We start from the raw sequence: 13773 nt of genomic DNA, 5'->3' as shown, positions 1-13773 counted from the left end.
GGTGGGTGCTCACCCGCCCCTGGATCCGCAGCTACGCGCCCGGCGTGCCGACGGAGCTCGAGCTCCCGACCGGCTCGCTCGTCGACATCGTCACCGAGTCGGCCGAGCGCTATCCCCACCAGGTCGCGCTCGAGTTCTTCGGCCGTTCGACCAGCTACTCCCAGCTCGCCGACGAGGTGGAGCGGGCCGCCGAGGGCCTCCGCCGCCTGGGCGTCCGCGCGGGCGATCCGGTCGCCCTCGTCCTCCCGAACTGCCCGCAGCACGTCGTCGCCTTCTACGCCGTCCTCCGGCTCGGCGCCGTGGTGGTCGAGCACAACCCGCTCTACACCCCGCGCGAGCTGCGCCACCAGTTCGAGGACCACGGCGCTCGTGTCGCGATCGCCTGGAACCGCGTCGTGCCGACGGTGCAGGACCTCCCGGCCGATCTCGGCGTCGAGACCGTCGTCGCCGTCGACCTCACCCGCGCGATGCCCGCCTCGATGCGCGCAGCCCTCCGCCTGCCGCTGAAGAAGGCCCGGGAGTCGCGCGCCGCGCTGACCGGGCCGGTCCGCGGCGCGATCGAGTGGGAGACGCTGCTGAGGCGGCGGATCGACCCGGCGCACCCGCGCCCGGTCGCGGAGGACCTCGCGGTCATCCAGTACACGAGCGGCACGACCGGCACACCCAAGGGCGCCGAGCTGACCCACGTGAACCTGACGGCGAACGCCGCCCAGTCGCGCGCCTGGGTGCCGACGGTCCGCCGCGGCGACTGCGTGGTCTACGCGGTGCTCCCCATGTTCCACGCCTACGGGCTGACGCTCTGCCTCACCTTCGCGATGAGCATGGGCGCGCGCCTGGTGCTGTTCCCGAAGTTCGACCCGGAGCTGGTGCTGAAGGTCGTCAAGAAGCACCCCGCCACCTTCCTCCCGGCCGTTCCGCCGATCGCGGAGCGCCTGGCGCGCAGCGCGCAGCAGCGGGGCGTCTCCCTCCGCGGCATCGAGATCGCCATCTCCGGCGCGATGCCGCTCGACCCGGCGCTGGTCGACTCGTTCGAGGCGCTGACCGGAGGCACGCTCGTCGAGGGCTACGGCCTCTCGGAGACCTCTCCGGTCCTGATGGCCAACCCGGTCGGTCCGACCCGACGCGCCGGGACGGTCGGGCTCCCGCTGCCCGGCACCGACGTCCGGATCGTCGACCCCGAGGATCCCGACACGGAGGTGGCGACCGGCGAGCAGGGCGAGCTGGTCGTGCGCGGTCCGCAGGTGTTCCGGGGCTACCACCGCAAGCCCGACGAGACGGCGGCGACCTTCACCGGTGACGGCTGGTTCCGCACCGGCGACATCGCGACGATCGACGAGGACGGCTTCGTGCGCATCGTCGACCGGATCAAGGAGCTCGTGATCACGGGCGGCTTCAACGTCTCGCCGTCCGAGGTGGAGGAGGTGCTGCTCCGCCTGCCCGAGATCAAGGAGGTGGCGGTGGTCGGCCTGCCCGATCCGCGCAGCGGCGAGTCCGTGGCGGCGGCGGTCGTCCTGGAGCCGGGCGCGCAGCTCGACGTCGCAGCCGCCCGCAAGGCCGTCCGGGAGGCGCTGACGCCCTACAAGGTGCCCAAGCGGATCACCGTCGTCGACGAGCTGCCGCGGAGCATGATCGGCAAGGTCCTCCGCCGCCAGGTGAAGGCGATGCTGACCGACGAGGACTAGCCCGGAACGAGCGAGGGCCCCCGACCACTGTCCGTGATCGGGGGCCCTCTGCAACGAGGCTAGAAGCCGAAGTCGCCGCCTCCGAAGTCGCCGCCCCCGCCGAAGTCGCCTCCGCCACCGAAGTCGCCGCCGCCGGAGTCGCCCCAGCCGCCGCCGTCTCCGGCGTCCGCACCGGAGGCGTCCGCACCTCCCGCATCCGCTCCGCCGTCGGCCGAGGCGTCTCCCCCGCCGTCACCGCCGGCGTAGTCGCCTCCCGCATCGGGGAGGAACGCGCCCGCGATGGCCGAGCCGATCGCGAACCCGGCGATCGTGCCGAGCATCGAGGAGGCGAGGACGCCGCCGAAGCCCATGCCTCCGCCGCCGGAGAAGCGCCGCTCCATGAATCCGGGCTGGCGCAGCTCGCTCCGCGTGGCGGACTGGGCGAGCGTGCGGGGGTCGTCGTCCTTCGGCGCGTCGCCGACGGGGGCCCCCTCGCTGAGCTCTCGAAAGACCTGCTGGCGCTGCTCCGGGGTCAGCTGCTCGAAGGCCTCGCGGTGCACCTGCTCGATCGCCTCGGGCGGCGCGGTGCGGAGGAGGTAGCGGTAGCGCTCGATGGCACGCTCATCGTCGGTGCGCGGAGACGTCGCCGGAGGGGAGCCGTACTCGGGCCTGCGGTCCGCGGCCTGCGGCGGCGCGTACGTCGAGCGGCGTGCGCTCTCGGGCTGCTCGTCGCGGCCCAGCAGTCGGTCCAGGAATCCCATGATCTCCTCCTCGGCGCCCGACGGACGCACACCGCCACCGTAGGCCTCCCACCGCTCCGGGTGCTGAGCGTTCTCTCAGAGGCTGCTCGGAGCGGGGGCCTCGGTCACTTCTGCTTCGGGATGACCACCCACATCACGAGGTAGGCGATGATCTGCGGCCCCGGGAGGAGGCACGAGAGCACGAACAGGAGACGCACCACGAAGGGGCTCCAGCCGAATCGGCGGGCGAGACCGGCACAGACGCCGGCGATGATCCTGCCCCGACGGGGGCGCACGAGAGTAGCCATGACTCCACTCTGGCGCAGGGCGCCTGAGCGGGGCATCCGGGAAACCCCCTAGGTCTGCGCGGGAGTCCCGTCGAGCTCCTCGGGCCGGAACGCTCCGACCGAGCGGGCGAAGGCGGCGGCGCGCTCGGCGTCGGCCTCCGGCCAGACCACGTGGAAGCGCTCGAAGACCACGTCGCCGGGTCCGCCCGGTGAGACGCGGGCGAAGTAGCGCCGGTGGCCGTCGAGCCAGGAGGCGCGCGTGCGGTCCCCCTCGCCCTCGGCCCAGGCGAACGCGTCGTCGACGGAGTCGAGCGGACCGGTCCGAACCTCGTCCGTCACGAGGACGACACGCGCCGCTCCCGCGCCGTCGCAGACGATCCAGTGGTCGCCCGCGACGGGTGCCCCCTCCTCGGCGAGGGACGCCGTGGCCGTCTTCACTCCGCGCCGCACGAGGCCCAGCAGCTCGTCCGCCATCGCCGTGCTGTCGCCGAACGCCTCGACCGGCGGGAGCGCCTCGTCGACTCCCGGATGTGCGGAGCGGTACTCCGCCCAGAGGAGCGCCGCCGAGGCGGCGTCGGTGTCGGGGAGGGCGGTGCGCTCCGGCGCGGCGGGCACGAGCGCCACGATGTTCGCCCCGGCCAGGGAGGCGGGATCGTCGGGGTGGTTGTCGGGCGTGGTGACCGTGTCGAAGGGCCAGTGCTGCTGGAGCCAGCGGCGCGCGTAGGCGTCGAGCTCCTCCTCGAGCCGCGAGCCCCGGACGGCGGGGACGACCCACCAGGAGGCCTCGGCGGAGTCGCCGCCGCCGGGCCGGACGCTCAGAGCGCCCAGCGCCTCGGTGCGGTCCGGGCCGACGAGCAGGAACGCGTGCGCTCTGCCCGCACGCGACTCCTCCTCGAGGCGCAGGAGACCGCGTACGTCGTCGCCGAGGGACGCCGACGGCAGGGCGGCCGGATCGTCCCCGCGGAGGAGAGCCGCGAGCCACGGTCGCTGCTCGCCGATCACCGCGTGCAGGAGGTCCGCATCGCTCGAGACGAGAGGACGCAGGAGGGCGCCTGCCGGCAGCTCGAGCCGCGCGGGAAGGGGCGTGTCGCCGGTTCCACCGCTCATGACCGCACCTCCCCGCGCACCGGCTCAGCCGGCCGCGCGCTCCAGGACGAGCTCGCGGACGCGGGCAGCGTCGGCCTGCCCCTTCATGGCCTTCATCACGGCACCGATCACGGCACCGGCGGCCTGCACCTTGCCGTCGCGGATCTTCGCGAGCACGTCGGGCTGCGAGGCCAGTGCCGCGTCGATCGCCTCGATGAGCGCTCCGTCGTCCGAGACGACCGCGAGTCCACGGGCGTCGACGACCTCCTGCGGGGTGCCCTCTCCGGCGATGACGCCCTGGAGGACCTCGCGGGCGAGGCGGTCGGTCAGCGTGCCGCTCTCGATCAGACCGGCGAGCTCGGCGACCTGGGCCGGGGTGACCAGGGAGGCCGGGTCCTCGCCCGCCGCGTTCGCGAGGCGCGCGATCTCCCCGGTCCACCACTTGCGGGCCGCCTGCGGAGCGGCTCCCGCGGAGACGGTCTCGGTGATCTCGACCAGCAGGCCGCTGTTGGCGACGTCCTGGAACTCGAGGTCGGTGAAGCCCCACTCCTGCTTGAGGCGGCGACGGCGGTCGGCGGGCTTCTCGGGGAGCGCGGCGCGCAGCTCCTCGATCAACTCCGGGCTCGGCACGACCGGGAGCAGGTCGGGCTCCGGGAAGTAGCGGTAGTCGTCGGCGTCGCTCTTGGGCCGGCCCGCGGAGGTGCGGCCGGTGTCCTCGTGCCAGTGGCGCGTCTCCTGCGTGATCGTGCCGCCCGCGGCGAGGATCGCCGCCTGGCGCTGGATCTCGTAGCGGACGGCGCGCTCGACCGAGCGGAGCGAGTTGACGTTCTTGGTCTCGGTGCGGGTGCCGAGCTTCTCCTGACCGATCGGGCGGAGCGAGACGTTCGCGTCGCAGCGCAGGTTGCCGCGCTCCATCTTGGCGTCCGAGATGCCGAGCGCCAGCACGATGTCGCGGATCGTCGCGACGTAGGCCTTCGCGTACTCGGGCGCGCTCTTCCCCGCGCCGTAGATGGGCTTCGTGACGATCTCCACGAGCGGGACCCCCGCGCGGTTGTAGTCCACGAGCGAGTACTCGGCGCCCTGGATGCGGCCGGTGGCGCCGCCGACGTGCGTGAGCTTGCCGGCGTCCTCCTCCATGTGCGCGCGCTCGATCGGGATCTGCACGAGCGAGCCGTCGGCCAGCTCGATCTCGACCGAGCCCTCGAAGGCGATCGGCTCGTCGAACTGCGAGATCTGGTAGTTCTTCGCCAGGTCCGGATAGAAGTAGTTCTTGCGCGCGAAGCGGCTGGACGGGGCGATCGAGCAGCCCAGGGCGAGGCCGAGGCTGATCGAGTAGCGGACGGCCTGCTCGTTCACGACCGGCAGCGAGCCCGGGAGGCCGAGGTCGACCGGGGTCACGTTCGTGTTGGGCTCGGACCCGAACTCGTTCGGCGCGTCCGAGAACATCTTGGTCTTCGTGTTGAGCTCGACGTGCACCTCGAAGCCGAGCACCGGCTCGAAGGTCTCGAAGACCTCGTCGTAGTCCATCAGCTCGGGAGCGGACGTGTGCGCGGAGGCCATCAGACGGCACCTTCCTCGGTCGCGGAGAGCACGGAGTGGGTCAGGTCGGGGGCCTGCGCGAGGAGCGGGAGTCCCCACTTCTCCTCGAGCAGCGCCTCGAGCGCGGCGCCCACGGTGTAGAGGCGCACGTCCTCCCGGGCGGGAGCGAGGAACTGGATGCCGACGGGCAGCCCGTCCTCGTCGGCGAGGCCGGCGGGGACGGAGATGCCGGGGATGCCGGCCAGGTTCGCCGGGATGGTCGCGACGTCGCCGCGGTACATCGCCAGCGGGTCGTCGAGCTTCTCGCCGAGGCGGTAGGCGGTCGTCGGTGCCGTCGGCGAGGCGATCACGTCGACGTCCGCGAAGGCCGCGTCGAAGTCCCGCTGCACCAGGGTCCGGACCTTCTGCGCGCTGCCGTAGTAGGCGTCGTAGTAGCCGGCCGAGAGGGCGTAGGTGCCGAGGATGATCCGGCGCTTGACCTCGGGGCCGAAGCCCTGCTCGCGGGTCGCGGACATGACCTGCTCGACCGTGCCGCCGCCCTCCGGCGTGACCCGGAGGCCGAACCGGACCGAGTCGAACTTGGCGAGGTTGCTGGAGGCCTCCGCGGGGAGGATCAGGTAGTAGGCGGCGACCGCGTGCTCGACGCTCGGGAGGCTCACCTCGACGACCTCGGCTCCGGCGCCCTGAAGGATCTCGAGCGCCTCGTGGAAGCGCGCCAGCACGCCGGGCTGGAAGCCCTCGCCGCCGTCGAGCTCCTTGACCACGCCGATCCGGAGGCCCGTCACGTCGGCACGGCGCACCGCGTCGGCGAAGGAGGGCCAGGAGTCGCGCAGCGACGTCGAGTCGCGCGGGTCGTGGCCCGCGATGACGTCGTGCAGCAGCGCGGAGTCGAGGACCGTCCGGGAGACGGGGCCGATCTGGTCGAGGCTCGAGGCGAGCGCGATCGCTCCGTAGCGGGACACGCCACCGTAGGTCGGCTTCACGCCGACGGTGCCGGTCACGTGCGCGGGCTGACGGATCGATCCCCCGGTGTCGGAGCCGAGGGCCAGGGGCGCCTCGTAGCTCGCGACGGCCGCGGCGGACCCGCCGCCGGAGCCGCCGGGGATGCGGTCGAGGTCCCACGGGTTGTGGGTGGGGCCGTAGGCGCTGCGCTCGGTGGTCGAGCCCATCGCGAACTCGTCCATGTTGGTCTTGCCGATCGGGACCAGCCCGGCCTCGCGCACCTTGCGCATGACGGTCGCGTCGTAGGGCGGGCGCCAGCCCTCGAGGATGCGGGAGCCGCTCGTGGTCGGCATGTCGTTCGTGACGATGACGTCCTTGACCGCGAGAGGCACCCCGGCGAGGGGGTGCAGCGACTCGCCGTCGGCCCGCCGGCGGTCGATCGCCTCGGCGGACGCGACCGCGCCCTCGCGCGCGACGTGGAGGAAGGCGTGGACCGCTCCGTCGACCGCGTCGATGCGCTCGAGGTGGGCGCGGGTGGCCTCGACCGAGGAGACCGAGCCGTCGGCCAGCTTCTCGGAGAGGGCGGACGCGCTGAGGCGGACGAGCTCGTCGCCGTGCGCGCTCACTGCTCCTCCCCCAGGATCGCGGAGACCTGGAAGCGGCTGCCGTCGTGCTCGGGCGCGCCGGAGAGCGCCTGCTCGAGCGTGAGGGTCTCGCCGACCACGTCGGGCCGGAAGACGTTCTCGAGCGGGATCGGGTGGCTGGTCGCCGGCACCTCGGGCGTGGCGACGGCCTGGACCGCGCGCACGGAGTCGACGATCTGGCCGAGCTCCCTGGTGAGGCTCCCGATCTCGTCGGAAGTGAGGTCGATCCTGGCCAGCTGGGCCAGATGGGCGACCGTGTCGGCCGTGATCTCGGACATGCGTCTCCGTCTGGTGGTTCGGGGGGATTTCCGGCCGCCAGTCTACTCGGCGCGCCCGCACCGCCTCCGCCCGTGCCGCCCGCCCGTCAGGAGCCGCCGAAGAGGCTGGAGCCGTGCTTCAGGAGTGCGTTGTACGCGCCCTCGTAGGTGGTCGGCAGGTCCTCGCCGGGCTCGCCGTACCGGGCCAGCAGCAGGCCCATCAGGCCGACGGCGGGCGGGCTCAGCGGCTTGTCGCGGTTCACGTGCGCCGGATGCGCGGGCGCCGCCTCGGGGTTCGGGGGCAGGTACTGCGGCACCGTGGTCGGCCAGTCGCCGATCTGCCGCGGCTCGTCGAGGGTCAGCACCCCGAAGAGGTCGGGGGCGGAGGCGTCGCGAGCGGTCAGCGGCTCGAGGCCGTGCAGGGCGCTGAGGGTCCGGATCACGGCGCCGTGGTGCAGCTCGTCGTGCACGATCGTGCCGGCCCTCGTGTACGCCGAGACCGCGATCGCCGGCACGCGGCAGCCGAGCCGGTCGAAGGCGAAGCCCATCTCGCCCTCGCGGCCGTCGCCCGGCGGAGTCGCCGACGGCGGGGGGACGTGGTCGTAGAGGCCGCCGTGCTCGTCGAAGGTCGCCAGCAGGAGCGTGTTCACCGCGTTCGAGCCGGTCGTGCTCGCGCTCTCCCGGATCGCCGAGTACACCTGGTGCAGCAGCAGCTCGCCAGCGCGGACGTCGGACAGCGCGCTGTCGTAGACGGGCGTGCCGTCGACCTCGTCCTCGTGGAGGACGCCGGTCGGCGGGTGCATGTCGTTGTGGTCGAAGACGAGCCGCGGCTCGAGGAAGGCGTAGTCGGGCAGCTCGCCGTTCTCCACGTCGGCGTAGAAGCGGTCCATCGTCGAGAAGTGGGTCTTCCAGTACTTCTCGAGCACCGGCGCGTGCAGGAAGCCGGTGTAGGAGACCACCTGCAGCGCGTCGAAGTAGACGCGCCAGGTCCTCCCCGCCTCCTCGAGGCGGTTGAACACCGTCGGCGCGTCGGCCAGGTCGTCCGCGAGCCACTTCTCGTAGCCGCCGCCCTGCTTGTTGGTGACGAAGCCGTGCGAGGTCGACGCGTGCAGGAAGGACCGGTTGCAGAAGGTCTGGGAGGGGACGGCGCAGAACCACTGGTCGAAGACGGCGAACTCGCGGGCGAGGGTGGAGAAGACGGGCAGCATCTCCGGTGAGAAGCCGCCCATGATCGTCCGCGCCTCCTCCGCAGTGGGCTCCTGCCCCTTCTTCATCACCCTCAGGTGCTGGACGTAGTCCTCGAGGAAGCCGCTCATCGTCGGGGCGGAGGCGTCGGCAGGCGCGTTGAAGGGCGCGGTCATGGCGCCGACGGTGCGGCCGGCGTTCTCGGGCGGATCCACCGTGCCGAAGAGCTGGGTGTTGACGTGCGGGTACTCCTCGCCCGGGTCCGGGTCGGGCTGGCGCATCACGGAGTCGGTGGCGCCCTCGTAGACGTGCGTGCCGACGGTCAGTCCCCCGGCGCTGGTGTTCGTCCGCTCGTCGGGGAGGAGGCCCTCGAAGCTCTCGCCCGCGGGCAGATCGTCCGGTCCGTAGAGGCGGCCGAGGACGTTGTCGAAGGAGCGGTTCTCGAACATGATCACGACGACGTGGTCGAATCCCGGCTCCGTGCGGGCGGGCAGTCGCGGCTCCTCCTCGCGGCGGGGGCCGGAGGCGACGGCCGCGCCGATCGCGCCGCCGGCGAGGGCTCCGGCTCCGACTCCGGCGGCGGCGGTGCCGGCCAGGAAGCGGCGGCGCGAGCGGGAGCGGGGAGCTCCGTCGTCGTGCTCCGAGGGAGTCCGCTCGCTGATCATCTCCGCCGCCTCTCCTGCGCCGCCTGCGCCTGCTCGGAGTGTAGCGACGCGCCCGGGACGGCGGCTCGAACGCGGGCGAGCAGTCCGGCCTCCGGCTCGGGGTCGACGTGCGCGCGGCGGGCCGCGTCGCGGAGGCGCCGCCCGACCGGCGCGGGCGGCGCGAAAGCCGGCGCCGTGCGGGGCCAGCGCGCGAGGGGGCGGTCGGGACCGCTGAGGAGTGCGGCCAGCTCTCGGACCTGCGGATCGACGAGCGCTCGGCGCACGCCCGCCCGGGCGCGGACGAGCTGCGCGGGAGTCTCCGGACCGAGCGGCACGCCGATCCGTGCACCCGAGGGGACGGCCGAGGCGAGCACGAGCGCCGGCACCGTGCCGGGCCGCCCTGCGCTCCCCCGCGCGGTGGCGAGGAGCAGCATCCGCCGCCCCGCCCGCTCCCCGTCGCGGACGGCGTCGAACACGACGTGCAGCAGCTGCTCCGCGAGGCGCGCATCAGCGGATCGATCGGTGCCGGCGGCTGCGGCGTCGGCGAAGTCGGCCGGATCGACGAGGGACCGCGGCTCGACCAGGACGAGCGGAGGCAGGGTGCCGGCTGCGGCCTCGGCGGCCAGCGCGTCGATGGGAAGGAGGCGCCCGCCGCGGGAGCCGGCGGCGCCCGGGTCGCGGTGGGGCCACTCCGGATCGGCGAGGAGCGTGGTCGAGACGCCCTGCCGCTCGTCGACCGCGAGAGCCCAGCCGGTGCCGGTCTCCCGGGCCGCGCGCAGGGCCGCCGGCAGCGGATCGCGGCCGTCGGCGCGCCAGTGGTCGGCCCGGGCGAAGGCCGTGGCGAGGAGCGCGTGCACCGGCAGCATCTCGGGGGCGAAGCGCGCGCCCGGAGGATCGTCCGGGCCGGGCGCGGTCATCACGGCGTCCGTGCCGCCGGTGAACACCGGGCCGTCCGTGTCGTCGAGCGCGCCGAGGACCTGGTCGCGGCTGCGGCCGGCGAAGGAGAGCACGACCACGTGGTCGATCCGCCCGAGCACCTCGGCGGTCCGACGCTCGGCGGTGGTGGGCCGAGCCGCGGCGTCGAGCGCGAGCGACGCTGCGTCGGCGAGGGAGCGGCGCAGGAACGCACGCCGCTCCCCGCCGCCCGCGTCAGGCATCGGGCCCGGTCGGCTCCTCCGTGCTCGGGGCGGCCGCGTCCGGGACGGCGTCGGTCTCCGGCACGGCGTCGTCCTCCGGCGAGGCGTCGGAGCGCGATGCGCCGGCGACGTCCCCGTCCGGGCCGGCGGCGGCCTCCTCCGGAGCGTCGGCGGACGCCTCCTCCGGCAGCGCGATCGCGTCCGGTCCCTCCGTCACCAGGAGGTGGAACTCGGCCGCGGTGATGATCCGGAGCCCCAGGGCCTCGGCCTTGCCGAGCTTGCTGCCGGCGCCGGGACCGGCGGCGACGTAGTCGGTCTTCTTGGAGACGCTCGAGCCGGCCTTGCCGCCGGCCGCGAGGATGGCCTCCTGCGCCCCCTCGCGGGAGTACCCCTCCAGGCTGCCGGTCGCCACGACCGTGAGACCCGCGAGCACCCCGCCGGCGGCGTCCGCGGCACCGGGACCGGGGTGGCCGGGCGTGGCGAAGCGCACTCCGGCCGCGGCCCAGCGGTCGACGATCTCGACGTGCCAGTCGACCTCGAACCAGGCGATCAGGGCGTCGGCGATGATCCCGCCCACCCCGTCGACCGCGGCGAGCTCGTCGCGGCTCGCCCCGCGGATCGCGTCGAGCGAGCCGAAGTAGCCCGCCAGCGCGCGCGCGGCGACCGGGCCGACGTGCCGGATGCTGAGCGAGACCAGCAGACGCCACAGCTCCTTGGTCTTCGCCCGCTCGATGTTCTCGATCAGCCGGAGGGCGTTGGTGGAGGGCACGGAGGCCGCGTCCCCCGCGAAGGCTCCCGTCTCCGGGTCGAAGGCGCCGTCCTTGGCGAGCTGCCGCTTGCGCTTGAAGGGCGTGACGACCTTCGGATCGCCCTTCGCGTCGAGCTTCTGCAGACCCGTCTCGGAGTCGCGGACGACGACCTCGATCGGGAAGAGATCGGCCACCGTGAGCTCGAACAGGCCGGCCTCGGTCCGCAGCGGCGGCTCGGCGGGCACCAGGGGCTGGGTCAGGGCGGCGGCGCTGACCTCGCCGAGCGCCTCGATGTCGAGCGCGCCGCGGCTGCCGATGTGCTCGACGCGTCCGCGGACCTGCGCGGGGCAGGACTCCGCGTTGGGGCAGCGCAGGTCGACGTCGCCCTCCTTGGCCGGAGCGAGCGTGGTGCCGCACTCGGGGCACTGCGTCGGCATCACGAACTCGCGCTCGGAGCCGTCGCGGAGCTCCACCACCGGGCCGAGCACCTCGGGGATGACGTCCCCGGCCTTCCGCAGCACGACCGTGTCGCCGATGAGCACGCCCTTGGCCTTGACCACGTCGGCGTTGTGCAGCGTGGCCTGGCGCACCTCGGACCCCGCGACCTTCACCTTGGTCATCTGGGCGAACGGCGTCGCGCGGCCGGTGCGCCCGACGCTCACGACGATGTCGAGGAGCTTCGTGTGGACCTCCTCGGGCGGGTACTTGTAGGCGATCGCCCAGCGCGGCGCCCGGCTGGTGGCGCCGAGCTCGTCGTGCAGCTCGAGCTCGTCCACCTTCACGACCACGCCGTCGATCTCGTGCTCGACCGAGTGCCGCTCGCGGCCGTAGCGCTCGACGAAGGCGAGCACCTCCTCCACCGAGGCCGAGACGCGGTTGTGGCCACTGACCGGCAGTCCCCAGGAGGAGAGGAGCCCGTAAACCTCGGACTGGGTCGCGACAGGCGGGTCCGGCCAGGCGCCGATGCCGTGCACGTAGAGCGCGAGGGAGCCGACGCGCGCCTCGCCGGCGCGCAGGTCGAGACCCGACTTCTTGTCGAGCTGCTGGCGGAGGCCGCCGCTCGCCGCGTTCCGCGGGTTGGCGAAGGTCGGGAAGCGCCGCAGTGCGCTCGTGCGCGCCTTCTCCTCCTCGAAGACGCCGCGGGTTGCGGCCGGGCGGGTCGACCAGCGGGTCCGCGCCTCCTCGACCGCCTCGTCGCGCAGCGTCTCCTGGAGGGCGTTCAGCTCGGCGAAGGCGGCCACGGGGATGAAGACCTCGCCGCGGACCTCGACGAGTGCCGGGTGGCCCTCACCGGAGAGGCGCTCGGGCATGCCCGCGACGCGGAGGGCGTTGACGGTGACGTCCTCGCCGGTGCGGCCGTCGCCGCGGGTCGCCGCCGTGACGAGGAGGCCGTTCTCGTAGTGGAGGGAGATCGCGAGCCCGTCGATCTTGAGCTCCGTGAGCCAGGCGACGGGGCGGTCGGCCGAGGCCACCGTCTTCTCGCACCACTCGCGCAGCTCCTCGGCCGAGAACACGTTGTCGAGGGAGAGCATCCGCTCGGCGTGGTCGATCGGGGCGAGGCCCGCTCCGACGATCCCGCCGACGGTCCGCGTCGGCGAGTCCTCGGCGGCGAGCTCGGGGTGCTCGGCCTCGAGCGCGGCGAGCTCGCGCACCAGGGCGTCGTACTCGGCGTCGGACAGCGGCGAGGAGTCGGCCGCGTAGTAGTCGTCGCTCGCCGACCGGATCCGCGCCCGCAGCTCCTCGACGCGGGCGGCGGGCTCGACGGCGCTCACCGGAGCACCGCGGCGTCGGCCGCGACCGTGCGGTCGATCGTGCACTGGCCCAGCACGCGGGTGCCGAGGTAGACGACGGCCGTCTGGCCGGGGGCGACGCCGTCGAGCGGCGAGTCCGGAGTGATCACGAGCTCCACCCTGCCATCGACGTGCGACACCATCGCGGAGGCGGGGACCGGGTCGGCGTGCGCGCGGATCTGGACGTCGCAGCGGAAGGGCGCGTCCGCGTCCTCGGGAGCGGCGCCCGCCCAGGTGAACCGCTCGCCGGCGATCTCGCCGATGCGCAGCGCTTCGCGCGGACCGACGACGACCTCGTTGCTCACCGGCCGCACCTCCAGGACGAAGCGCGGCCGACCGTCGGGCGCGGGGACGCCGAGATGCAGGCCCCGGCGCTGGCCCACCGTGTACCCGTGAGCGCCCTCGTGGGAGCCGACCACCGCGCCGTCCCGATCGACGACCGCTCCGGTCTCGGGGGCGACGCGCTCGGCGAGCCAGCCGCGCGTGTCGCCGTCGGGGATGAAGCAGATGTCGTAGCTGTCGGGCTTGCTCGCGACGCTGAGGCCCCGCTCGGCCGCCTCCGCGCGCACGATCGCCTTGGACGGCGTGGAGCCGAGCGGGAACATCGAGTGCCGCAGCTGCTGCTCCGTCAGCACGCCGAGGACGTAGGACTGGTCCTTCGCCTCGTCGCTCGCGCGGTGGAGCTCCGGGGAGCCGTCGGCAGCGGTGCGGAGGGAGGCGTAGTGGCCGGTGCAGACCGCGTCGAAGCCGAGGTCGAGAGCCTTCTCGAGCAGGGCGGCGAACTTGATCCGCTCGTTGCAGCGCATGCAGGGGTTCGGGGTGCGGCCCGCCGAGTACTCGGCGACGAAGTCGTCGACGACGTCCAGCTTGAACCGCTCGGAGAAGTCCCACACGTAGTACGGGATGCCGAGGACGTTCGCGGCGCGCTGTGCGTCCATCGAGTCCTCGATCGTGCAGCACCCCCGGCTGCCCGTGCGCAGCGTGCCGGGCATCCTGCTCAGGGCGAGGTGCACGCCCACCACGTCGTGCCCCGCCTCCACCGCGCGGGCCGCGGCCACGGCCGAGTCCACTCCACCGCTCATCGCCGCCAGAACCTTCACCGTGCGAGTCTAC

General features: G+C 73.7%; 11 protein-coding genes. 1 reads left to right on the top strand and 10 read right to left on the bottom strand.

The features are described 5' to 3' along the window. Positions 1-5: 5 nt before the first annotated feature. Complete coding sequence (locus C5C63_RS09740; RefSeq protein WP_104325951.1) at positions 6-1682, top strand: long-chain-fatty-acid--CoA ligase; 1677 nt, start codon at positions 6-8, stop codon at positions 1680-1682. Positions 1683-1741: 59 nt separating this feature from the next. On the opposite strand, the gene C5C63_RS09735 is transcribed toward C5C63_RS09740, so the two are convergent. The 10 genes from C5C63_RS09735 to mnmA form a co-directional block, all read right to left on the bottom strand. Further along, positions 1742-2422: a hypothetical protein gene (locus C5C63_RS09735; RefSeq protein WP_104232676.1), complete on the bottom strand. Its 681-nt coding sequence runs from the start codon at positions 2420-2422 to the stop codon at positions 1742-1744. A 104-nt stretch (positions 2423-2526) separates the two neighbouring features. After that, positions 2527-2709, bottom strand: a complete 183-nt coding sequence (locus C5C63_RS09730) for a PspC domain-containing protein (protein ID WP_104223873.1) — start codon at positions 2707-2709, stop codon at positions 2527-2529. 48 nt (positions 2710-2757) lie between these two features. After that, positions 2758-3795, bottom strand: a complete 1038-nt coding sequence (locus C5C63_RS17015) for an ASCH domain-containing protein (protein ID WP_104325950.1) — start codon at positions 3793-3795, stop codon at positions 2758-2760. Between the two features lie 24 nt (positions 3796-3819). Then, positions 3820-5334 carry an Asp-tRNA(Asn)/Glu-tRNA(Gln) amidotransferase subunit GatB gene (gene gatB, locus C5C63_RS09720; protein WP_104269086.1) on the bottom strand — a complete coding sequence of 505 codons (1515 nt, stop codon included), beginning with the start codon at positions 5332-5334 and terminating at the stop codon, positions 3820-3822. Next, positions 5334-6881: an Asp-tRNA(Asn)/Glu-tRNA(Gln) amidotransferase subunit GatA gene (gene gatA, locus C5C63_RS09715; protein WP_104325949.1), complete on the bottom strand. Its 1548-nt coding sequence runs from the start codon at positions 6879-6881 to the stop codon at positions 5334-5336. The genes gatB and gatA overlap by 1 nt, the downstream gene beginning before the upstream one ends. Next, positions 6878-7177 carry an Asp-tRNA(Asn)/Glu-tRNA(Gln) amidotransferase subunit GatC gene (gene gatC, locus C5C63_RS09710; protein ID WP_104226848.1) on the bottom strand — a complete coding sequence of 100 codons (300 nt, stop codon included), beginning with the start codon at positions 7175-7177 and terminating at the stop codon, positions 6878-6880. Before gatC ends, gatA begins: the two co-directional genes overlap by 4 nt. A gap of 86 nt (positions 7178-7263) precedes the next feature. Continuing rightward, positions 7264-9006 carry an alkaline phosphatase family protein gene (locus C5C63_RS09705; protein WP_104325948.1) on the bottom strand — a complete coding sequence of 581 codons (1743 nt, stop codon included), beginning with the start codon at positions 9004-9006 and terminating at the stop codon, positions 7264-7266. After that, on the bottom strand, positions 9003-10142 hold the full coding sequence (locus C5C63_RS09700; RefSeq protein WP_104232512.1) for a hypothetical protein: 1140 nt from the start codon (positions 10140-10142) through the stop codon (positions 9003-9005). The genes C5C63_RS09705 and C5C63_RS09700 overlap by 4 nt, the downstream gene beginning before the upstream one ends. Further along, entirely contained in the window at positions 10135-12642 is a 2508-nt protein-coding gene (gene ligA, locus C5C63_RS09695; protein ID WP_146086373.1) for an NAD-dependent DNA ligase LigA, read from the bottom strand. Before ligA ends, C5C63_RS09700 begins: the two co-directional genes overlap by 8 nt. Further along, positions 12639-13760: a tRNA 2-thiouridine(34) synthase MnmA gene (gene mnmA / locus C5C63_RS09690; RefSeq protein WP_181065512.1), complete on the bottom strand. Its 1122-nt coding sequence runs from the start codon at positions 13758-13760 to the stop codon at positions 12639-12641. Before mnmA ends, ligA begins: the two co-directional genes overlap by 4 nt. Between the last annotated feature and the right edge of the window lie 13 nt (positions 13761-13773).

The sequence above is a fragment of the Rathayibacter sp. AY1B8 genome, from assembly GCF_002932775.1.
In the GTDB taxonomy this organism is placed as follows: Bacteria; Actinomycetota; Actinomycetes; order Actinomycetales; family Microbacteriaceae; genus Rathayibacter.
Note: the sequence above shows the minus strand (reverse complement) of the source record. Positions and strands in the feature narration are given on the sequence as shown.